Genomic DNA, 21,413 nt, shown 5'->3' on the forward strand with positions numbered 1-21,413 from the left:
TGCCACCCAACGAGAGAGCTATTCCCGCTGAGATGCCCATCAGAGTCCTTGGAAGTCTGATTTCCTGGATTATCGTTACGGCACCCGGCGTCAGGTTGAAGGGGTTGGTTGGATAACTCCCCACGAAGATTCCGAGGAATACCGCGAGTGATGGCAGGACTATGAGGGCGAGCTTTCTCATTCCTCAACACCGCAGAGGCTGTAAAGCTCTTTTGCCGGCTTTCTCCAGTCGGGGAAGAGCTTTTCGTGGACGAACCTTCCAATCTGGTAGATTCCGGGAATTAAACGCGGACTCCACCGCATAAAGCTTTCCCTATCCAATGCCGAGCCAACGATATGGACGTTGCCTTCATCAACGGCTTTAATATTTCTCCATTCCGTCGAGTCAAGCATCTCGTCCCTTATACCTTCGAGCCTCTCCCTGTTTGTCAGAACGCTCGTCAAAAGGAATATATGGTCAGCATCGCTGAAACGCCTGATGAAGTCCTCCTTTTTGAGGGCATAGATCTTCCTTTCCGTTCTCAGTCTCTTCCCGAGGCTTTCTGCACCTGCCTTCTCGACCGCGTCGCTTATTACGTTTGTGCCAGTTACAACGTTTATCCCGCGGTAGAGCATAACCACCTTCGGCTTTTCTTCAAGCGATTGGGTTATCTCTCCTATCCTTGCGAGGTGCCTTTCGTAGAACTTCTCCAGTTTTGAAAAGTCCCCGCCGGTTTTTTCGGCTATCAGCCTGCTCCCTTCAATGAGGTTTTCGACCGTTAAGAAGTCGAGGAGAAGAACCTCCGCGCCAATCCGTTCGGCAAAGGAATACAGCTCGCCCGAGGAGTGAAGGTTCTCAACCCTGAAGTCGAGGATTAGTTTCGGCCTTATTCCCTCCAGAACGTCCCAGTATGTCTTCTTCGTCCTCTTGAGGTATTTACCAATAACTGGCCTGTCCTTCAGCTCCGGCAGGCAGTAATCGAGTTTGACTTCCTCGTTTATCCCCGCTATTTCGCCCCCTTTTCCAACCAGCTTGACAATTTCCGCGAGGCTTGCCGGAAAGACCGCTATCATTTTTCCACCTCAAAATGGAAATCAGGAGAGGAAGGGATAGAACGTCTGGACGAACTCCTTCGCTTTGCCCTCCCAGTTGGGGTAGTAGTTGGGATAGACTGCCTTTCCGATGACCCAGATTCCAACGGCCATCCTCGGGCTCCAGCGAAGGAAGGAATCCTTCCCCATGTCGGCCCTCAGTATTACGACGTTGCCCTCGCGGACGGCCTTTATCTGTCTCCACGCATCGTCGCTCAGCATTTCCTTTTTAAGCTCCTCAACCTTCTCGTACGGCGTTACTGAGCTGGTTAGAAGGATTATCACGTCCGCGTTTTTGTAGCTGGCGATTATCTTCTCCCTGTCCATCGGGACCCTAACCGGTGTGTAGCCGTTGAAAGTTATGTTGACGAGGTAGTCCCCGCCGACAAGCCTTACCGCCTGAGCTAAAACGTCGTTGCCGTTAACTAAGTAGAGCTTCCCCATTATCGGCTGTATCATGATGACCTTCTTTCTCTTCTCGGCCGGTATCTTCGAGGCCCTCGCCTTAACCTCATTCACCTGCTCGTTGAAGTAGTCCTCGAAGGCTTTGGCCTCTTTTTCCTTCCCGAAGAGTTTTCCGAGCAGGGAAACGGCCTTCGGAATGTCCTCAAGCTTATCCTCGCGGAGCATTATTACGGGAATCCCGTAGCTCGCTGACCTGTTGAGGAACTCGTCAACGTCGTAGAACTTCTTGAGGTAGAGGTTCACGATGAGGTCGGGCTTTAACGCCAAAACCTTCTCCCAGTCGTCCACTTTGAGCCTCTTGCCGACGACCGTCTTGTTTTTAAGGGCCTGAGTAAGAAAAGCGTCCCCCTTAGCCTCTACCGGAATTCCAACTACTTGATTGCTCGCGTTGAGGAGCTGGACCATCTCGAGGGCAGAGGTTGACAGGATTACCGCCCGCTGAACCGGAACCTTCACGGTCACGCTCCTTCCAGCGAAGTCCTTGACGGTTATCTCCTTTTGGTGGGGTGTTGGGGTCGTGGAGGTCTTCGAGCTTCCGATACAGCCCGCACTAATGACTGAAAGGAGGAGAATGCCAACGAGTATAAGCGACTTCAATCTCATTTCCACCACCTCACAAAGGCTTCTGCTCTCCAAAGGTGCCAATCGGGAGGTTCAACCCGAATTTCTCAGCGAGACTGAGGTATGAACCCGGCTCGTATGGGCAGGCCGGGTCCTCAGCTAAAGGGTCAAGGTGGTATGAATAAGCCCTCGCCCTGCTCCCACCGCAGACTTCCCTGAACTCACAGGCACCACAGCGTCCTTTGAAGTCGGCCGAGCGGAGCTTTCTCATGAGTTCGCTTTCCCTGTAAATCTCGACGAGGCTTTTCTCCCTCACGTTGCCAACACTGTAGGGTAAGAAACCACTTGGATAGACGTTTCCGTTGTAGGCGATGAATACTATACCCTTCCCGTCGCGGGTTCCCATCGTCTGTGCTCTTGCCTCTCCCCCCTCGCCGAGGAGCTCAACCAGCCTGCGCTTCAGCCGGAAGTAAAGCTCCCCCGGCTTCAGAACCTCGTCAGGGTTGAGGCCCTTCTCTTCAAGGGCCTTTCTCACTATGGCAACTCTCCGGAACATCGGTCCCTCTGTTGTTCTAACGAGGAGATGCTTCGATGCCTCGTAGAGGAAGTGGGTTACATCTTCCCACTCTTCCGGTTTCAAATCGCTCTCGAAGTTGCCCCTGCCGGTCGGAACGAGGTAGAAGACCTCCCAGATTCCAACGCCCAAATCATTCAATAGCTTGACCATCTCAGGTAGGCCTTCAAGGGTCTCGCGCATGACGACGGTGTTAACCTGAACTGCAACGTCTCGCTTGAGAAACTCCCTTATCGCCCAGACGGTTCTTTTCCACGTCCCCTCGATGCCCCTTATGGAGTCGTGAACCTCCGGGAAGGGACTGTCGAGGCTTATGCTCACAGCCCTAACGCCGTGCTCGACTATTTTATCAATAGTTTCCTCCGTGAGGAGGGGTGTTACAGCCGGAGCTAAACCAATGCGGATGCCCTTTTCGGTTGCGTATTTTATGAGGTCGAAGATGTCCTTCCTCATGAGGGGGTCTCCACCGGTTAGAATTAGAATCGGATAGGGCCTTCCGAATTCGGTTAGTGAATCGATGAGCCTTTTTCCTTCCTCCGTCGTCAGCTCGCCGGGGAGGGCCTGGAGAATCGCCTCGGCTCTGCAGTGCCTGCACTTGAGCTGGCAGGCTTTGGTGGTTTCCCAGAACACCAAAACTGGCTTTTTATAGTAGGGCCAGTGGCCAGATTTGCCTCGATGCATTTCGACCACCGTCTTTTAGGTTACCGGAATGAACTTAGGGTAATCGAATTAAAAACCTTTCCCCAAAAAACAGTGTTTGGAGGATAAAAGAAGAGGGGGTTAGTAGTAGCCTGTGGCCTCTTCGACCTTGCCGCCGAACATCCTGTAGACGTATAGTGTGTAGGCCATGATGATTATCGCTAGCACCACTGACACTCCAAGGACTGCCTGGAGGGTTAGGGGTGACGCTGCCAGGTCGTGGATATCAAGCTTGAAGTCCGAGATCGTGGAGATTATCCAGTAGGGGTACATGCTGTAGTAGATCAGGAAGGTAACGAGGGGGAATGCCAGCCAGCTGATGTAGAAGGTCAGCTTCTCCTCGCCCTTCTTGATGAGGTAGCCGTCGAGCAGTCCTGCAACGAGGATTACCAGCGTGAGCCCAAGGCCGAGTGGCGTCATTAGCCTCTCGAACCTGAGCGGTGCCCAGATTTTCATGCCTATCACTGTGAGCAGGAGGAAGACCACCGTCAGGAGCCAGAACTTGAAGGCGTAGCCCCTCATGGTTTCCTGGAGCTTACCTGTCGTCTTGTAGACGGCCCAGTTGGCCCCGTGCCACATTACCGCGAAGAGCACGAATAGGCCGACTATTAGCGGGTAGGGTCTGAAGAGCGTCAGCAGTGACCCCTTGAAGGCACCGCTGGCGTCCAATGGGAGTCCCTGGATGAGGTTGCCGACTATGACGCCAAGGATCAGCGCTATGAGCGCGCTGACTACTGCAAAGAGCTTGTCCCAGAGGGCCTTGTTCCTGTTCCTGAACTCGAAGCTGACCGCCCTGAAGATGAACAGGAACGCTAAAAGCCACACCGCGAGGTAGAAGGTGCTGAAGAGCGTCGCGTAGAGGGCCGGCCACATCGCGAAGAGTCCCGCTCCCCAGGTGATGAACCAGACCTCGTTGCCGTCCCAGACGGGGGCTATTGTGTTTATGAGGACGTCTCTGTCCCTCTGGTCCTTAACGAAGAATAACAGCGTGCCTATTCCAAGGTCGAAGCCGTCAAAGGCAAGGTACATTCCGAGGAGGAAGGCTGAAAAGTAAAACCATGCAGTCGCGTAGTCCATCACTGACCACCTCCCGCGGTGCTGATTGAGGGAACGGGGTTGGAGGTGACATCACCCTGAACGGGCTCGGGCCCCTCCCTGACGAGCTTCCTGACGAAGTGGAGCCAGATGTAGAACAGCACCGTGTAGACCACTGCGAATGCTATCAGGGTTATCAGCACGCTGGTTGCTGAAACGTTCGGTGAAACGCCCGTGTTAACCGTCACCATTCCCCAGACCATCCAGGGCATTCTTCCAACCTCGTGGGTGAACCAGCCGGCCATACCGGCGAGCCAGGGCAGGGGCAGTGTAACGACAAGCATCTTGAGGAACCAGCGAGCGTCGTAGAGCTTGCCGAGGAGGAGCAGGAGCACTCCAAGGCCGCCGATGGCTATGAAGAGCGTCCCTAGGCCGACCATGACGCGGTAGGCGTAGAACATGAAGGCTACCGGGACTGCCTTCTCGAGGACCTTCACCATCTTCTCGTTCGCCTGCGGGTCGTTCGGGTCGACGCCATGAGCCCTCATTATCTGCTCGATGAACTCCTTTTTGACCTTCTCGTTCTCGAAGTTCGGGTTGTTGAGGACCTGCTCGTACCAGACGTACTTCGCTGCATCGTGGAGGCCCATAACCTCGGCGTTCCAGTCTCCGAAGGACAGCCAGCTTAACAGCTTTGGAATCTCTATGGCGTACTTGATTTCCTGATTCTTCTCGTCAACTATGCCGAAGATGACCATGGGCGCTCCCCTCGTCGTTTCGAAGAGTCCCTCGTCGGCCGCCAGCTTGGTCGGCTGGTACTTGGCTATAACCCTGCCCTCCTCGTGTCCAGTTGGATAGAGCTGGATTATCGAGCTTATCGCGAGGACGACTATGCCTATTGCAACAGCCGAGCGCGCCACCTGGACGTGCCTCTTTTTGAGGAGGTAGTAAGCTCCAACGGCCGCAACTATGTAGGCGCCGGTTATTATCGCGGAGTTGATGGTGTGGGTGTACTGGGAAACCAGGAGCGGGTTGAAAACTGCCTTCATGAAGTCGGTCAGCTCGGCTCTTATGCCGAGGGACGTCTCCCTGATGACGTAGGCCGTTGGAACCTGCTGCCAGCTGTTGGCTATGAGAATCCAGAGTCCGGAGAGGCTCGAACCGATGAAGACGAAGAAGGCTGAAATCCAGCTTATTACCCTCGGGAGTCTGTCCATGCCGAAGAGGAGCACTCCAATGAAGGTCGACTCAAGGGCGAAGGCAAAGAGTCCCTCGAGCATCAGCGGCGGCCCGAAGATCGAGCCAACAAAGACCGAGTAGTTTGCCCAGTTCGCTCCAAACTCGAACTCCATGACTATTCCGGTTGGGACGCCGAGAACGAAGAATACACCGAGCCACTTGCTGAAGAACTTTGCAGCCTTATGCCACTGCTCCTCGCCTGTTATCGCCGCCATGGTCCATAGCAGGAATACCATAAAGGCCATACCTATACTCGCGGGCACGAAAATCCAGTGGTACGCCACGGTGAAGGCGAACTGGATTCTCGAGAGCAGCACCGGGTCCATTCCACGTCACCTCCAGGTTTGTCCTTCAAACTACCAATACTGCAATCCAAACTTATAACGTTTTCGGGAGTCCTAACGCGGTTTTTTCGACAGAAAACGAAAATTTGAAGGCCTAACTCCTGGCCTTTGGCCTGACGAAGAATCCCTGGCCGTGGACCTCTGCCTCGTACAGCAGGAAGCCCACGCTGAACAGCATTCCAACAACAATCCACACAACGTTGTGTAACAGAAATGCCAGTATAACGAACAGCAGTGTTAAGGTTATGGCCACGAGTCCGCAGACCACTTCCTTCCCGGTTTCAGCCTTCACAGCCATGGCGCATCACCGGAACCCCTTTCGTTGATCGTTCTTATATCCCTTTCGCTCCGGGAGTTTTCCGAACGAAGTGGGTGCGATAATCAAAAGGGTTAAATACCCCAACATCCCAATTTTTTTAGACCAACCTAACTGAGGAGGTGTGCCCATGGCAAGGGTTCTTGTGCTCGGCGGTGGAACCGCCGGACTGGTGGCAGGGAGGTACATAACTTCCGAGGCGAAGAGACTTGGCATCGATGTGGACGTCACGATGGTGACCGCGAGCGAGAGGCACTACATGCCCCCGCTCTTCATGGAGGTGGCTTTGGGTTCGGCCTCACCTGAGGAGACCTGGGCCCCGATAAAGAACGCGGAAAGGGTATACGGCTTCAATGTTGACATCGACAGGGTCACCGAGATCGACCTCGCCAACAGGCAGGTGAAGACCGAGGGAGGAAAGACCTACGACTACGACTACCTGTTCCTTGGGCTGGGCGTCAAGTACGTCTGGGACAAGTACAGGGGCTTCGCCGAGTACGGTTACCACAACTACACCCTCGAAGGGGCTCTCGAGCTTCACAAAGCCCTTTCGGAGTTCAAGGCCGGAAAGATAGTCATCTACGCTCCAGAAGGACCGCACCGCTGTGGAATATACCCCTACGAGATGAGCCTCAACCTCAGGATGTACTTCGAGCACCGCGGAATAGAGGACGTTGAGATTACCGTCGTCCACCCCGACAAGAGGCCGGCCATAGGTCTCGGTCCCGATCTGGTCAGGTTCTTCGAGAGGGAGATGGAGAAGGCCAACGTTAACTTCATCCACAACGAGGGCCACGTCGAGATAACGCCGAACAAGGTGGTAACCAAGAACGCGGAAGTTGACTACGACCTCCTCATCAAGATACCACCCATAGCTATTCCCGACGTCATGGCGTTCATGGCCGATGAAAAGGATCCGCGCTGGGCGAAAGTAATCGGCCCTGACTTCCGCTATCCAGACTACGACGAGGTCTACATCGTTAGTGAAGCGAGCATGCCGCCGCTCGGACTCCTAACAGCGGGAGTTCCGCTCCATAATGCATCAATCGTTGCGGCAACCAGCATACTCCACAGGATACACGGAGGCTATCCGGTGGCTGAATACGCCCCAACGCTTTGTGTCGGCCACGGCTACAACACGGGCTTCTCAGGAAACTGCGAGTACGAGTGGGCCGGAAACAAGTACAAGCGCGAGTGCTATCTTCTGATAAAGAGTCCGCTCGTGAGGCTGATGAAGGATTCCTTCTACAGGGGCTGGCTGGACAGTTTGAGGCTGTGAGGTGGTGAAGATGAGCGAACTCAAGCTTACCCCGGAGGAAGTTGCGGCCGTTAAGGAGTTAGCGGAGGTTGCCCTCGCCCTCAAGAAGGGCGGAACGCTGGGCATACTAAAGGCCATGACCGAGAACGGCGACAAGCTCCTCGAGACGGTGGCAGAAGAAAAAGCCCTCCTCAGGCTGATGGGAGTTGGAAACGCCGCCCTCGAACCCGTTAGGGAGCTTGAAACGGCAGAGGTCAGGGAGATAAGCTGGAACACTGAGGAGCTCGTAAGGGCTTTGCTCAAGGCACTGGCAAAGACCGACCCGAAGGAAGTTCCGAAGGTCGGCATGACCGCTGCATTAGGATATCTCCGCGATGAGGATGTGCAGAAGGGACTCGGCTTCCTCCTAACCCTCGCGAAGAACTTAGGAGCGGCTCTGAACGGCAAGCTCTGACCCTTTCCTTCTTTTCGGGGGTGGAACCTTGAGGGTTCTCTTCACCTACATGGGCGCTCCCACCGAGCCGGATGAAATCGAGGACTTTATCTTCAGGTTTCTCTATGATGTGAGGCACCACATAGGCCTCGACGTTCCCGGAGCGAAGGCCATAATCAGGGGCATAGCCAAAGTTCGCGCGAGGCAGGTGAGGGAGCACTACGCGGCCATAGGAGGCAGAAGTCCGTTGGTTGATTACATGATGGAGATAGCAAACGCGGTAAGCGAGAAGACGGGCCACGAGATAAGGCTCGGCATGTGCTACTCGAAACCGCTTTTGGAGGAGTTGAACTGGGACTTCGATTTGGTCTTTCCGCTCTACCACGTCTACTCGAGCTCTACCACCGAGCGCTGCCTCGTCAAAATAAGGCAACTCTTCGGCGAGAAGCCTTACATAAAGGAGTGGTGGGGCAACGAGAAGTTCATCCAGTGGGTTCAGAGGAACATCGAGAACGGTTTGAAAGAGAGTGGCTTTGAAGAGCCCTACATCATCCTCAGCGTCCACAGTCTACCCAGGAAGGTCATAGACGGGGGCGACCCCTACGAGAGGAGCCACAGAGAGCTGGCGGAGAGGGTGATGAAGGCCTTCGACCTGCCCTGGGAGATGGCCTTCCAGAGCAGGTTTGGAAGGGGCGAGTGGCTCGGGCCAGCTGTTCCCGAGGTTCTGGAGAGGCTGGAATCGGAAGGGATTAACGAGGTTCTCGTTTACCCGCTGAGTTTTCTTGTTGAGAACGTTGAGACCCTCTACGAGCTGGACGTTGAATACAGGGAGGTCGCTGAGGGACTCGGCCTGAAATATTACCGGGCCAAACTGAACCACCGCGACCCTCTCCTTAGCGAGGCCATAGCGGAGGTGATCCTGAATGCCGGTAACGAAAACTGAAAGGGCCAAGATAAACGAAGCGGAGAGGTTTACCAACGCCTTCATAGCGTACATCATGGGTTTCGTCGGGGGAATACCCCTCCTTCTGATGAAGGACACCGATGAGTTTACCAGGATTCACGCGGCCTACTCGAGCGTAATGGGCTTCTTCGCCTGGCTGACCTTCATGGCGGTCTGGCACATGCCGGTCAACAGGGTTTATCCCCACTTCGGGCCGGCCATGTACGTGGTCTACGCCTGGCTGCTCTACGCGGCCTTTGGAATGTACTCCTACATGCGGGGCCGGACCTACAGGATACCCTTTGTTGACAGGCTGGCGAAAGGTCTAATAAGGGCCCTTTCCCACGCGGTGTGAGGGAGACCAATGAGAAAGGCCATCGTTTCCGCGCTCCTGTTACTGTTACTTTTCCCCATTTCCACCCGGGCCTCTCCGCTGGGACCGGATGATTTCATGAACAGGTTTGTTGAGGCAGTTGACACCGGAAACTACTCGCTGATAGAACCCTACCTGGGCGAAGAGCTCAGGGATCAGTTCACAGAGGACTACTTCAACCAGGTGAGGGCCTTTATCCTCGAAAACTACGGGAAGCCCCTTGCCTTTGAGCCCGTCTCCAACTCCACCTCGGGGGACCTCGTCAGGTACGAGTACACGGTTCGCTGTGAGAGGGGTTCCTTCCCCGTTCTCCTGGCTTACAAAAACGGTCAGTTGGTTGGCATTGCCCTCGGCGTCAAAGCGAGACTCAATCCAGCGGGGATGCTCCTAACCATGCTCGGCTCCCTCCTCTCCCTGGGGGTGCTCTACCTCTGGAGGCGGAAGCTTGAGGTGGCGGATTTCATCCTGGGCGCTGGAATAGCGCTCGGTCTCGGGATAATCCTGCCCTTCTACTCCCTGATAACCGTGGGGCTCAGCAGGATCACGGGCGTCCTCCTCTCATCCCTCCTGATCGCCCTTACCGTGGAGGGCTCAAAGTACTACTTCTCCCGTAAAAGGGACGGCTTCTCCCTCGGTCTCGGCTTCGGCGTCGGCAAGTACGTTTTTCTGGCAATAGGAACCTTCGTTGCCACCAACTTCATCCTCAAGCTCCCCGTTTCCTTTTCCGGGGGATTGGCCTATGCCTTCCTCAGTGCCCTGATCTTCACGGCATTCCACGGCTTAACGGCAATGCTCTACTCCGCGGGGAGAGTTGAGTACCTTCCCATCTTCACGATCTTCCAGTTTATCTCGCTCTCCCTGATGGCCCTGGGAAGGCCAGGGGTGGCAATGCTCACGGCCGGCGCAGGTCTGGTCCTTGCGGCTTACCTGGGGGTGAGGCGGAATGGAATCCCTTGACGAAAAGCTCATAGAAACGCTTGAGGGAAGCGTCGAACTCGCGAAGAAGATAGGAGAGTACGTAATAAGAAGCGGGGGAAAGAGGATAAGGCCGAGGATAATCCTGGCGGTTTCAAATGGACTGGGCCTCGATGAAAGCGATGCCCTCGACCTTGCTTCAGCCGTTGAACTCATCCACACCGCCAGCCTGGTCCACGACGACGTGATAGACCTCGCGGAAAAGAGGAGGAACAGTCCCACCGTGCCAATGCAGTGGGGGCCGGAACTTGCTGTTTTGAGCGGGGATTTTCTCTTCGTCAGGGCCCTGAGGATAATAGCATCCAAGCGGGTTGGGATGGTTGACTACGTTGCAGGAGTTGTGGAGGAGATGGTGAAGGCCGAGATCCTTCAGGAGGCCGTTCGGGGGAGCGTACACCTCGACGTTGATACATATTACAGGATAATAGACGGAAAGACCGGAGGGCTCTTCGGGGCCTCCTTTGCCCTGCCGGCCTACTACATCGGGAAACCTTTCTGGAGGGAGCTTGATAAGGCAGGAATCCTCGTCGGCAGGGCCTTTCAGATAGTTGATGATGTCCTGGACTACTTCCCGGGGACCGGAAAGGACCGCTTCAAGGACCTGCTGAACGGGAAAACGACGCTCCCGCTCATACTCTACTCGGAACGCTACGGCTCGGCACTCGTTGAGAAAACCCTGCTCCAGCCCACGGAGGAAAACCTCCTGGAACTCTTTGAGCGGATGAATAGCGCGGGTGTCTTCAGGGAGGCCATGGACACGGCGAAGGACTTTTTGAAGGAGGCGTACGAATCCATCAGCTCCCTCCCCTTTGACTCCTCCGGCGTTATCTCGCTGGTCAACGAGTACTTCGAGGGGGTCTTCGCGAAGTTCAAAAAAGTCGGTGGTTAGCCTATCGAATTTCACATATTTGTGCATTCGTTAAAAGGACTTTCGGAGATCGCCGAAAAACTTTAAAAGGGGGATTAGCCCAACCTAATGGGTTTAGGTTCAGGAGGGCGGGGGATGATAGGGCTTCTCGCTACGCTCACCTTCATCGTTCCTCTACTCGGAGGGCTGGTGCTCTTCAAACTGGACGGGAAGAGAGCGGACGCTGTTATGCTGGGCTCCTTCTTTACGGCGATGCTTCTCCAGTTCGGCGTTTTGATCGAATACCTGCTTCATCACCATCACGGGACAGTTCACGTCGCCTACATGATCACGGAACGCCTGGGGGAGGTTTACGGTATTATAATCGATCCTATGAGCGTTCTAATTGGCACGGTCGTCGCTTTAGCCGGCTTCATCTTCATGTTCTACGGAATGGAGTACATGAGCGAGAGGAACGCTGGACATCCCGTCAGAAAGGGAAAGGGTCTCTTCTACGCCTGGATGACCCTCTTTGAAGGCGCTACTCTCGGCTTCATATACTCCTCCACTTTCCTTGGCCTGCTCATCTTCTTCGAGCTCATGGGTCTTGCCTGCTGGGGTGTGGTTAGCTACTACGGAACGAAAGCAGGCGTCAGGGCCGGGTTCAAGGCCTTTATAATCCCCAACATCGGGGCGATGATAGGATTCTACACCGCCATCGGAGTGGGAATAACCCAGCTTCACGACCTGAGCCTCTTCTCGCTCTCCCACGTTTCGGAGTCACTGAAGCCATGGGTCTTCATAGCGCTCCTCATCGCGGGCTACACGAAGAGCGCCCAGTTCCCGACCTATTCCTGGATTCCCGATGCCATGGAGGCCCCGACTCCAGCCAGTGCCTTCCTTCACGGCGCGGCGATGGTCGAGATGGGCGTTTATCTCGTTGCGAGGGTTCTCCAGTTCATCGGGCCCTTACCGGTTTGGATCTTCTACTTCATGGCGGTGATGGTTTCCCTGACACTTCTCATCCCGATACTGAATTACCCCGTTCAGAACGACGCCAAGAGGCTTCTGGCCTTTTCAACGGTGGCTGAAGCTGGAATAATGTTCGTCGGCCTGACCTTCGCAGCTCTTGGTCTTGAAGTGGGCCTCAAGGCTGCCATGTTCCAGCTCACCACCCACGCCTTCGTCAAGGGACTGGCTTTCCTCACAGCAGGAACCTTCACATACTCCCTTGGAACCCTCGACATGAGACGGATAAGCGGCCTCAAGGACCTCCTTCCGGTCAACGCATTAGCTTGGAGCGTTGCACTCCTTGGGTTGGCGGGCCTCCCGCCGATGGCGATAGCCTTCAGCAAGGCCGAGCTCCTCACCACCCTCAGCGCGATCAGGATAACGCCCCTGGCCTGGCTTCCGATACTGATGCTACTCGTTGATTCAGCAGTGTTCCTCTGGGTTGGCGTTAAGTGGATAACCAGGAACGTCTTTGGAAAGAGGAGCGTGGCGAAGGCTCACACCCACCCGATAATAACGGCATCCCTGATAATGCTCCTGATCCTCGTCTTCATCGTTCCTTATCTCGCCTATCCCCTCGTCCATGGGATCGGCTTCTTCGGAGGTGGCCATTGATGGAGCCCGTGGCGGTTCTGGAGATAGCCCTCACCCTCCTGTTCCTGGGTGCGCTGGTTTCCCTGCTCCGGGGTGGCAGGCTGGCCTACTCCTTTACGCTCGCCTCGTCCCTGCCGATCTTCGTTGTCTCGGTGAAGGGCATAGGGGGATTCCGCGGTGAGGTGATCCCATTTCTACCGACGGAGGTTGAAGTCGATCCGCTCTCGGCCCTCTTCCTGATGATCCTGGCTTTCATCACATTCTCCCTCTCGCTTTACCTCCTCGACTACAGGACGAGGGGAAGTGGAAGGTACCTCGGCCTCTCCGTCAACATGGCCCTGCTCTCGGCCCTTCTCTTTCTGGTCACGAATAACCTTGAGCGGTTCACCCTGGCTTATGAGCTCTTCGCGGTGTTCACCTTCGTTATTATCCTTACCTCCGAGACAAAGGGTTCGCGGAAGGCGGCGTGGAGGTACATCGTTATAACACAGCTCTTCGGCATAATCCCCCTCCTCCTCGCGACATCCCTCGCCTATTCCGCCGTGGGGGATCTGCACGGGCTGACCTTCGAAGGTCTTAGAGAGAACCTCGCCAACCTCCCGGTCGGCCTCTGGCTCATGTACGCCCTCTATCTCTCGGCTTTCCTGGTAAGGGCTGGTGTCTTTCCCTTCCACACCTGGGTGGCCCGCGCTTACCGTTCGGTTCCAAGTCCCTTCATTCCAGTATTCATAATCGGTGAGGGGCTGGGTTTCTACGGCCTTCTCAGGACGGTTGAGTTCGCTCTCCCCACCTCGCGGGCAGTTGGCTACACAGTGGCAGCTCTGGGCACCGTTTCGGCATTCGCGACGCTCTACTCCTTCCGCGAGATAAGGCTCAAGCGCAAGTTTGCCCACCACAGCATAATGGACGTTGGAATAGCCTTCTTCGCCCTCGGCGCTTCGATGGTCCTGGGGGGAACCGCGGGAACGATAGTCCTCATAGGAGCGCTCCTCCACATCCTGTACCAGGCGCTCTACAAGGGCACCGTCTTCTTCGGACTGGGGGCGATAGAGCACTACGGCGAGGATCCGACGGTGTGCTCAATACGGAAGCTCCTCAGGGGGCATGTCATCTCGCTCCTCATATCACTCTCGGTCTTCTCGATGGCGGGTGTTCCCCCTCTGGCTGCCTTCGTTTCCAAGTGGCCGATATACGAGGGCATAGCCATGTCGAGGGACGTTCTCCTCTGGATAATGATGCTGACGATAGCATTCCTCAGCCTCTTCCCGATGGCCTCGATCCTCCAGATAAGGCGCCTCAACAGGGAGCTCTGCGAGAGGGAAGTCGAGAGAGAAGAGATACCGCTCATGATAAGAGCCGTCACGGGAATGATGGCGGTGGCCGGCTTCACAGTCGCAATCTTCCCGCTAATCCTCCACCCCTGGCTGATCTCCGCGATAGAGGAGATACGCGGTTCGATTCCGGGAAGTCCTGTGGAGGTTTTCTTCGCGTCGCCCTCTTTCCTGCTTGCGGTGGTCCTTCTAATTGCCGCCCCGCTGGCGGGCTGGAAGATCGGGAAGATGCCAACAGACAGGATCAGCGAGTTGCTCCTCATATTCTACAACGCTGGCGACATACTGAAGGAGGCCTTTGAATTCTTCCTCGGGAAGTTCAAAAGGGCCTACATCACCTACGTCCTCCCGGTGATAAAGGTCGTTCCCCGGTACGAACTTCCGGACATAGAGGACGTGGACGATGCCTTTGACTACCCCATAAGGCACCTCGATGAGGCGATGTTCATGCCCCTGATAAGGGCCGTTGAAAGGCTCGCGCACTGGGGTAAAAGCAGGAACCTTGATATGAACGCGCTCATAGGCGGCTTTGCCATAGCGATGGCAGTCCTTATAGTTCTCCTGGGGGTGTTTGCATGAACTTTGAGAGTGCCTTCCTCAACGTGCTGTACTTCTCGGCCGTCATCTACGCCTTGGCCTTTATCCTGTACGGAATAAGGGCGATTAAGGGACCTACAACCGCGGACATTATCCTAGCCGTGGACTGCCTCTCCTTCGACATGGCGGCATTCATGGTCGTCCTTGGCATCTATTTCAAGTCAATAATGCTCGCCAGCGGCGCCATAATCCTCGCCCTCTGGGCCTTCATGCTCGACGTCTACTACACCAAGTACGTCCTCTATGGGGAGGTGGAGGTATGATAGAGGAGGTCATCTTCATCATCGGTTCGATCGCGATCCTCCTCGGGGCGATCTATGACCTCATAGCGGCCATAGGGTTGCTGCGCTTTGGTGACTTCTACATGAGGAGCCACGCCGCCACCATCGGAACAATAGGCGGTGCCGCGTTTCCGGTCTTCGGTGCAGGACTTGTTGCTCTCGTCTACCATCCCCTCGGAAGCCAGAGGTTCTTCATGGCCGGAATAGCGTTCACAGTCGGCGTTCTCATTCTCCTCATAGCCCCCACCGGCTCTCACTCTCTGGTTTCGGCCGTGTACTTCGGAAAGGTCGGAAAGAAGCCTCCTCTGGTAGTTGACCAGCTCGAGGAGGACTTGCCCAGGAGGGAGGATGTCGCCGAACTCGTTCGCGAGCACGAGGAGGTTCCTGGAGAAGAGGAGGAACCAAAGTTCTCCTTCAGGAGGGTTGGAAGATGATAGAGCTTCACCTCCTCATCCTCGTCATAGTCGTCTCCTTCGGCTTCGTCTTCAGCTATCTCGCGATGAAGGAGCACGACCTGCTGAAGGCCCTGGCCCTAAGCTCCGTCCAGTCCACGTTCTTTGCCCTTGGATTCTACATCCTGGCCGCGCCTGACATAGTTCTCGCCTACTTAGCGATAGCGGTCGGAGCCTATACTGCACTCGTTATCCTCGCGATAAGCAAGACCGAGCGCTACGAGGTGGGAGAATGAAGCGGGATATTCTCGTCGCGGTCTCCCTGCTCGTTGCATTCCTCTTCATAGCCTACGCCGTAACGGTAAAAAACGTTCTCGGTCTCGGCGGAGCCGAGCTAAGGCCTCTCGGCGAGTTCTACCTGAGCAACGCCTTCGCCCACGAGGGCTTAACAAGTCACAGCCCTGAGGTGGTTACCGCTATAGTCTGGAACTACCGTGGCTTCGATACGCTCTTTGAGACCTTCGTGTTCTTCCTGGCCATAATGGGGGCCTTAAGCGTGCTGAGGTTAACCGATGAACAGGAGAAACTCGTTAGGGAGCTCGAGGCAACGATGCCCCACAGGCAGATGGACCTCATAGTTAGGGCAACGACCAAGCTGGTCGTGATAATGATAATCGCCATCTCCGCCTCCATAGCCCTCCACGGCCACTTAACGCCGGGCGGAGGCTTCCAGGGCGGTTCGGCCATGGCGGTTGCTGCTCTGCTCCTCTTCGCAGCCTTCAGCAAGTTCACCCTTGAGCGGAAGGGACTCACGCTCAAACATACGATTTCAGCCTACGCCGTTGGCCTGGCCCTGATCCTTGCAACGGTACTGGCTCCGGTCTTCCTCTACAATGGAAAGGTCCTTGAGATAAACCTCCTGCCCGGGGAGATGGGTCTCTTCAACCTTGACGTTGGAGAGTATCTTGCGGTGGCCTTCGGCTTCCTCACAGTGTTCCTCGTGCTGGGAATACCTGAGTGGGTCTTCAAAGTGGTTTTAAGGGGGGAGCTCAATGATTAGCTTCCTCTTAGCGTACATCACAATAACGCTCTTCGCCATGCTGTTCCTCGGAATTTACGGCGTTGCTACGCGCTCCAACCTCATCAAGAAAATCATCATGCTCAACATAGCCAACGACGCCATAAACATGCTCTTCATTCTGATAGGGTACAGGATGGTCTTTCCCGTTTTTCCACCGGTTTACGAGAAGCACATAACCTTTAGGGAATTCTTGGAGAAATCCGTTGACCCACTGCCTCAGGCTCTGGTTCTCACCGCTGTCGTCATAGGAATGGCCATGAACATACTCCTAACCACCTACGCAATTCAGTTCTACCGCCTCCACGGAACGGTCGATGCGAGGGACATAGCCGAGGTAATGAGGGGTGATGACGAATGAACCCGCTCAGGAGGTTCTCACCTGCCACTTTCGTTATAGTGCTGGCGGTTTACCTCTTCTACACGGGCTCGGTGAGTGAGTACGATCTGATAACGGGTTCGATAGTGGCGTTAATAGTTTCCTTCCTCGTGGACCACTGGCTGGTGAAGAACGAGTCCAAGTTCTTCTCTCCGAGGAGGTGGTTCCACGCGATAGTCTATGGCCTCCGCTACTTCCTGATTGAGGAGACAAAAACCCACATAGACGTTGCGAAGAGGGTCTTCACGCTCAAGGCGAACCCGGGGATAGTCAGAGTCCCCCTGGATGTTGAGAGCGACTACGGGAAGGTTCTGGTGGCGAACTCGATAACGAACACACCGGGAACGGTCGTTGTTGACATAAGCGACGACGGGAAATGGCTCTACGTCCACTGGATTGACGTTTCAACGCTCGATGAGAAGGAAGTGAAGGAGAACGTTGTTTCCTACTTCGAGGACTACGCGAAAAAAATATTTGACTGAGGTGAGAGCATGGAGATAGGAATCGTCCCCATCATACCGCTCGGCTTCGCCTTCTTCCTTCCCCTCCTGGGTTACTTCGTAAAGTCCCGCAGGGTTATTGAGCTCTACGCCCTCACCGCGTCCATTCTCACCGCCTACGCCTCATGGAAGCTGTTTATAATGGCTTACTCATCTGAGGAACCGCTGGTGTACTTCGTTGGAAACTGGCCGGCCCCGATAGGTATAACCCTCGAAGTTGACAGGCTCAGCGCCCTTATCGTCCTCACAGCCTCGATTCTCTTCCTGCTGGCGATGGTCTACAGTATCGGCTACATGGAGCGCGAGAAGGGAATCCACTATTATTACACGGCACTCCTCGGTCTCGAAACCGGAATCATAGGTGCCCTGATGACGGGGGATGCCTTCAACATCTTCGTCATGTTCGAGGTTATCGGCGCGGCATCGTACTCCCTGGTGGGATTCATAAGACGGGATGGAAAGGCAGTTGAGGCCGCTTTCAAGTACGGTATAATAGGTGCCCTCGCCACGAGCCTCTACTTCCTCGCCATGGGGTTCGTCTATGCCTCCTTCGGAACCCTCAACCTCGCCGATCTGAGCGCGAAGTTCCACGGGATTCCCTTCCCGGTGACCGTGAAGACCTTCGGCGACCCAACCCTTGCCCTGGCGATATTCTTCGCCCTCACCATCTCGATGGTGGTTGTCAAGAGCGCCAACTTCCCCGGCCACTTCTGGCTTCCTGATGCCCATCCGGCAGCGCCGTCCCCTGTCTCCGCCCTGCTCAGCGGGCTCGTTGTTGCGGTTCCAATCTACGTTCTGGCGAGGTACCTCTACACCGTCTTCCCGCCCGAAGGCGAGATTAGAGGTGTCATCTCGGCTGTCCTCCTGATTTTGGGAGCGAGTTCTGCCTTTCTCGGCTCCACGATGATGCTCGTGCAGAGGGACATAAAGCGTCTCGTTGCGTACTCCACCATAATGCACACCGGCTATATGTTCATGGGGCTTGGAGTTCTAAGTTTCACGGGCCTCATGGCGGTGACCTACCACATCGTCAATCACGCCCTGGCGAAGGCTCTCCTCTTCCTCGCTGCCGGTTCCTTCATCCACGCCTCCGGAACAAAGGATTTCGAGAAGATGGCAGGCATAGGAAAAAGCATGCCCTTCACGACCTTTGCCTTCGTGGTGGCAACACTCTCCCTGGTCGGTGTTCCACCACTTAATGCCTTCTTCAGCAAGATGCTGATATACGACGCCCTCGTGGAGAGGAGCTTTGCCCTCGGTGTCGTCATCATAATCACGAGCGCGGTTGCTGCCTGGGCGTACTTCAGGGCACTCGTCTACCTCTGGCGTGGAAAGCCGAGGGAGGGGCACCATCATGAACACGAGCATTCCCACGAGGGCCCACACGGACACGAGAACCCGTACATGGCACTCGTTATGGTGGTCATGGCCGTTGCGGTCATAGGCATCGGAATCCTCTCACCGATGCTGATTGACAGGCTGGCAATTCCCGCGGCGACTCAGGCCATGGATTATCGGAGTTACATTGATGCCGTCAGGAGACTCGCGGAAAGGATCATCGCATCGGGCTGAGGTTCGGTTTCCGTTCTTTCTTCGAAAGGGTGTGGGTTTTCCAACTAAAATTTTTCGGCAACCTCATAACCCAGGTTTCGACATTTTGTTCGGATAGGAATTTTGATATTGCCTGTTTATCGGGAATCTACCCCGTCAGTTGACGACAATAGGAGGCTTATTCGATCTTCGAAGGCAGAAGGATGAAAAATCGAACCTCAGTTCAAAATCAAAAGCAATTAGGTTTGATTTTTGATACACAAGTTTGACAATAGGACTCAATTGGAAAGAATTATAAACCAATCTGGCACATATCTAGAACGCAAATAGGTGATGCCCATGGCAGGGATAAAATTTGAGAACGGCTACAAAGGGGTCGGATGGTTGAAGAAGCAGTGGCCCTGGTGGACAGCGGGACTGCTGACCGCAACGGCAGAGATAATAAACTATCTCTTCATCCCGTGGGGCCACCCGAAGCACAAATTTATCGGAGTTACCAGCGGCTTCGCAAGGATGTACGCCCACTTCGAGAGTACACTCTTCGGCAAGAGCCTGATAGCAACGAAGCCTGACTATCAGCCGGCACTGCAGTGGATTATCATCGGTGCATTCATCGGTGCCCTGCTCTTCGCCTGGCTCGAGGGCGAGTGGAGAAGCTGGGTCAAGTACCCCAAGAAGATGCTTGTATTCACAGCGCTGGGTGCATTCTTCTTCGCCTGGGGAACCCGTGTGGCAGGTGGATGTACGCTTCACCACCTCCTCGGTGGAGTCGCGGCGTTTAACATCAAGAGCTTCGTCGTCATGGGGTTCGCAACGGTTGGGGCACTCATAGGCTTCAAGATACTCACCGCCCAGAACATAGCACAGTACTTCAAGAGCCAGGACACCAAGTGGTACGTCAAGCAGGCCAATGAGTACAGGATGGCCGACGGTCTGACCTACAACGAGGGACCCTCCCACGGATGGCTCCGCTACGCCCTCTACGCTTACCTGATACTGTTCTTCCTGGTTGCCCTCTACGGTGCCTTCGCTGGCAATGACTATGCGATAAAAATGGGCTGGGCCGAGAGCCTCGAGCAGACGAAGATATACAAGAACATGCTCATTGGCAAGAACATCCCGACGATAACGCTCCAGATACTCGTTGGTGTACTCCTTGGCATATCCGTGGCCAAGACCGGCTTCGGTACCGAGTGTGGTCTCATCAACCCGGAGATGGCCAACATGATAGCCAAGGACGAGAAGGCCTTCGCCAGAAAGTGGAAGATGCCCTATTCCCTCAGAACCGTCATGCTCTCACTCCAGCCCTTCGCGGCCCTGGCGCTTCACATGACGCTCTTTGGACTGGTTCTCTGGATTGGCTTCACCTTCTTCGGCATCATGGAGGGACACCACTGGGCCACCAAGGAGTTCGCCGAGATGTACGCCCAGGCAACGGGAATGGAATTCCACAAGGTTGGCGTTGCAATCAGGGAGATGACCTCCCTACCAATGGACATCTTCGGTGGTCTGCTCCTCGGCATCGGAACGGTCTTCATGCTCGGCTGTGAGTTCAGGAACTACGGAAGGACCGGGCTGCTCTACATAACCGGACTCCTCATCTGGATATTCTTCTACGTCGGCTACCTGCCCTACACCCTCGCCAGGGACTTCTGGGACGGTCTCATGGGTGGCTACCCCTACACACCGACCACCTTTGGACCGGCACTGATAGCACCGACCAGCAAGACTGCGCAGTCAATAATCTACCTGCTCTACATCCTCATGTGGGCGGCCCTCTTCGTCTGGGCCGTCAAGAAGGGAGCGAAGAACATCGGCGTCAAGCCCAAGGAGATACTCTGGATGAACAGCGAGGATATGTACCTCAAGAGACTGGAGAAGCTCGAGAAGGAGGGCAAGCTCGAGGAGATGGTGGAGCTCGAGAGGGAGCTTTACGATCAGGCCGAGAAGGCCTGACCCTTCCATTTTTCCTTTGAGGTGATTCCATGACGAGCACCGGTTTCTACATCGAATCGCGGGCGATACTGAAAAATCCGAAGTGCATCCGATGGCTTTCAACCGGCGTCGCTATGGGCTTTTTCTACTTCCTGATGATGCTCTTCGGCTACCTTGGAGAGCCATTACCCGTTCTCGACCTCTACTGGGGCATAACGAAACTGCTCCTCGCCTATTCGCTGTTCTGCCTCTACCGGACGACTAGGAAGGGCAAGTACGCGGGCGGGGGTATAATAATAGCGACCAGCGCTTTTCTCACGATATTCGGATTCTTCGGTTGGGGGAGCTTTCTGGCGGTACTGATGGACGCCCTTGCCATAGCGGTTCTCAGTCTCACCCTCCATGACATTGGAAAGGCCCTGCCGGAGGCCGGTCTCGAAAAACCCGCGGGTGGAATCTTCGTTGGCCTGATGCTGAGTCTCGTCGGCCAGCCGGCGATAGCGGCACTTGGCCTCGTAGTGGTGGTAATAGGAATGGTCTACGCGGCCAACAGGCTCGGCCTGGTCTACGGCTACTCCATGAAACATGCGCGGGGATAATGTTTATTAGCCCCTCGCCTAATATTTTTAGG

Annotated in this window: 23 protein-coding genes and 1 pseudogene; 17 read left to right on the forward strand and 7 right to left on the reverse strand. The window is 55.1% G+C overall.

From position 1 onward, the window contains the following. From MV985_RS03560 to MV985_RS03590, 7 genes and pseudogenes are all read right to left on the reverse strand, one after another. Positions 1-181: pseudogene (locus MV985_RS03560) on the reverse strand (iron ABC transporter permease); the annotation flags it as partial. Beyond that, entirely contained in the window at positions 178-1,053 is an 876-nt protein-coding gene (locus tag MV985_RS03565; RefSeq protein ID WP_297462450.1) for an ABC transporter substrate-binding protein, read from the reverse strand. The gene MV985_RS03565 and the pseudogene MV985_RS03560, both read right to left, overlap by 4 nt. Positions 1,054-1,074: 21 nt before the next feature. Continuing rightward, positions 1,075-2,139 carry an ABC transporter substrate-binding protein gene (locus MV985_RS03570; RefSeq protein ID WP_297463194.1) on the reverse strand — a complete coding sequence of 355 codons (1,065 nt, stop codon included), beginning with the start codon at positions 2,137-2,139 and terminating at the stop codon, positions 1,075-1,077. A gap of 10 nt (positions 2,140-2,149) precedes the next feature. Beyond that, a complete protein-coding gene (locus tag MV985_RS03575; RefSeq protein ID WP_297462458.1) occupies positions 2,150-3,352 on the reverse strand; it encodes a TIGR04053 family radical SAM/SPASM domain-containing protein in 1,203 nt (400 codons plus the stop codon). A 99-nt stretch (positions 3,353-3,451) separates the two neighbouring features. Next, a complete protein-coding gene (gene cydB / locus MV985_RS03580) occupies positions 3,452-4,447 on the reverse strand; it encodes a cytochrome d ubiquinol oxidase subunit II (RefSeq protein WP_297462464.1) in 996 nt (331 codons plus the stop codon). Further along, a complete protein-coding gene (locus MV985_RS03585; protein WP_297462472.1) occupies positions 4,447-5,970 on the reverse strand; it encodes a cytochrome ubiquinol oxidase subunit I in 1,524 nt (507 codons plus the stop codon). The genes cydB and MV985_RS03585 overlap by 1 nt, the downstream gene beginning before the upstream one ends. Positions 5,971-6,082: 112 nt before the next feature. Then, on the reverse strand, positions 6,083-6,286 hold the full coding sequence (locus MV985_RS03590; RefSeq protein ID WP_297462480.1) for a hypothetical protein: 204 nt from the start codon (positions 6,284-6,286) through the stop codon (positions 6,083-6,085). A 148-nt stretch (positions 6,287-6,434) separates the two neighbouring features. On the opposite strand from MV985_RS03590, the gene MV985_RS03595 reads away from it, so the two are divergent. The 17 genes from MV985_RS03595 (at position 6,435) to MV985_RS03675 (ending at position 21,381) form a co-directional block, all read left to right on the forward strand. Then, positions 6,435-7,583: an FAD-dependent oxidoreductase gene (locus tag MV985_RS03595; RefSeq protein WP_297462487.1), complete on the forward strand. Its 1,149-nt coding sequence runs from the start codon at positions 6,435-6,437 to the stop codon at positions 7,581-7,583. A 10-nt stretch (positions 7,584-7,593) separates the two neighbouring features. Then, positions 7,594-8,016, forward strand: a complete 423-nt coding sequence (locus MV985_RS03600) for a DUF1641 domain-containing protein (protein WP_297462495.1) — start codon at positions 7,594-7,596, stop codon at positions 8,014-8,016. Positions 8,017-8,044: 28 nt separating this feature from the next. Beyond that, positions 8,045-8,938 carry a ferrochelatase gene (hemH, locus tag MV985_RS03605; RefSeq protein ID WP_297462513.1) on the forward strand — a complete coding sequence of 298 codons (894 nt, stop codon included), beginning with the start codon at positions 8,045-8,047 and terminating at the stop codon, positions 8,936-8,938. Then, positions 8,919-9,293 carry a hypothetical protein gene (locus MV985_RS03610; RefSeq protein ID WP_297462520.1) on the forward strand — a complete coding sequence of 125 codons (375 nt, stop codon included), beginning with the start codon at positions 8,919-8,921 and terminating at the stop codon, positions 9,291-9,293. The genes hemH and MV985_RS03610 overlap by 20 nt, the downstream gene beginning before the upstream one ends. A gap of 96 nt (positions 9,294-9,389) precedes the next feature. Next, positions 9,390-10,268, forward strand: a complete 879-nt coding sequence (locus MV985_RS03615) for a DUF3887 domain-containing protein (RefSeq protein WP_297462525.1) — start codon at positions 9,390-9,392, stop codon at positions 10,266-10,268. After that, the gene (locus tag MV985_RS03620; protein WP_297462534.1) at positions 10,255-11,175 is read left to right on the forward strand and encodes a polyprenyl synthetase family protein; all 921 of its coding nucleotides are present in this window, start codon (positions 10,255-10,257) and stop codon (positions 11,173-11,175) included. The genes MV985_RS03615 and MV985_RS03620 overlap by 14 nt, the downstream gene beginning before the upstream one ends. Positions 11,176-11,289: 114 nt before the next feature. Next, the gene (locus MV985_RS03625; RefSeq protein ID WP_297462541.1) at positions 11,290-12,759 is read left to right on the forward strand and encodes a hydrogenase 4 subunit D; all 1,470 of its coding nucleotides are present in this window, start codon (positions 11,290-11,292) and stop codon (positions 12,757-12,759) included. After that, positions 12,759-14,648 (forward strand): complex I subunit 5 family protein, encoded by a 1,890-nt coding sequence (locus MV985_RS03630; protein WP_297462548.1) that lies wholly within the window; start codon positions 12,759-12,761, stop codon positions 14,646-14,648. Before MV985_RS03625 ends, MV985_RS03630 begins: the two co-directional genes overlap by 1 nt. After that, on the forward strand, positions 14,645-14,929 hold the full coding sequence (locus MV985_RS03635; RefSeq protein WP_088885811.1) for a monovalent cation/H+ antiporter complex subunit F: 285 nt from the start codon (positions 14,645-14,647) through the stop codon (positions 14,927-14,929). Before MV985_RS03630 ends, MV985_RS03635 begins: the two co-directional genes overlap by 4 nt. Further along, positions 14,926-15,381, forward strand: coding sequence for a monovalent cation/H(+) antiporter subunit G (gene mnhG / locus MV985_RS03640; RefSeq protein ID WP_297462560.1), 456 nt, complete (start codon positions 14,926-14,928; stop codon positions 15,379-15,381). Before MV985_RS03635 ends, mnhG begins: the two co-directional genes overlap by 4 nt. After that, positions 15,378-15,635 (forward strand): hydrogenase subunit MbhD domain-containing protein, encoded by a 258-nt coding sequence (locus MV985_RS03645; RefSeq protein WP_297416596.1) that lies wholly within the window; start codon positions 15,378-15,380, stop codon positions 15,633-15,635. The genes mnhG and MV985_RS03645 overlap by 4 nt, the downstream gene beginning before the upstream one ends. Beyond that, positions 15,632-16,399, forward strand: a complete 768-nt coding sequence (locus MV985_RS03650) for a Na(+)/H(+) antiporter subunit B (RefSeq protein WP_297462567.1) — start codon at positions 15,632-15,634, stop codon at positions 16,397-16,399. The genes MV985_RS03645 and MV985_RS03650 overlap by 4 nt, the downstream gene beginning before the upstream one ends. Next, positions 16,392-16,778, forward strand: a complete 387-nt coding sequence (locus MV985_RS03655) for a sodium:proton antiporter (RefSeq protein WP_297462574.1) — start codon at positions 16,392-16,394, stop codon at positions 16,776-16,778. Before MV985_RS03650 ends, MV985_RS03655 begins: the two co-directional genes overlap by 8 nt. Continuing rightward, positions 16,775-17,278: a Na+/H+ antiporter subunit E gene (locus MV985_RS03660; protein WP_297462582.1), complete on the forward strand. Its 504-nt coding sequence runs from the start codon at positions 16,775-16,777 to the stop codon at positions 17,276-17,278. Before MV985_RS03655 ends, MV985_RS03660 begins: the two co-directional genes overlap by 4 nt. A gap of 9 nt (positions 17,279-17,287) precedes the next feature. Then, positions 17,288-18,868: a proton-conducting transporter membrane subunit gene (locus MV985_RS03665; protein WP_297462590.1), complete on the forward strand. Its 1,581-nt coding sequence runs from the start codon at positions 17,288-17,290 to the stop codon at positions 18,866-18,868. A 318-nt stretch (positions 18,869-19,186) separates the two neighbouring features. After that, complete coding sequence (locus MV985_RS03670; RefSeq protein WP_297462608.1) at positions 19,187-20,803, forward strand: YeeE/YedE thiosulfate transporter family protein; 1,617 nt, start codon at positions 19,187-19,189, stop codon at positions 20,801-20,803. 29 nt (positions 20,804-20,832) lie between these two features. Next, entirely contained in the window at positions 20,833-21,381 is a 549-nt protein-coding gene (locus MV985_RS03675; protein WP_297462615.1) for a hypothetical protein, read from the forward strand. Positions 21,382-21,413 lie beyond the last annotated feature (32 nt).

The organism is Thermococcus sp. (assembly GCF_027012695.1).
Classification (GTDB): Archaea; Methanobacteriota_B; Thermococci; order Thermococcales; family Thermococcaceae; genus Thermococcus.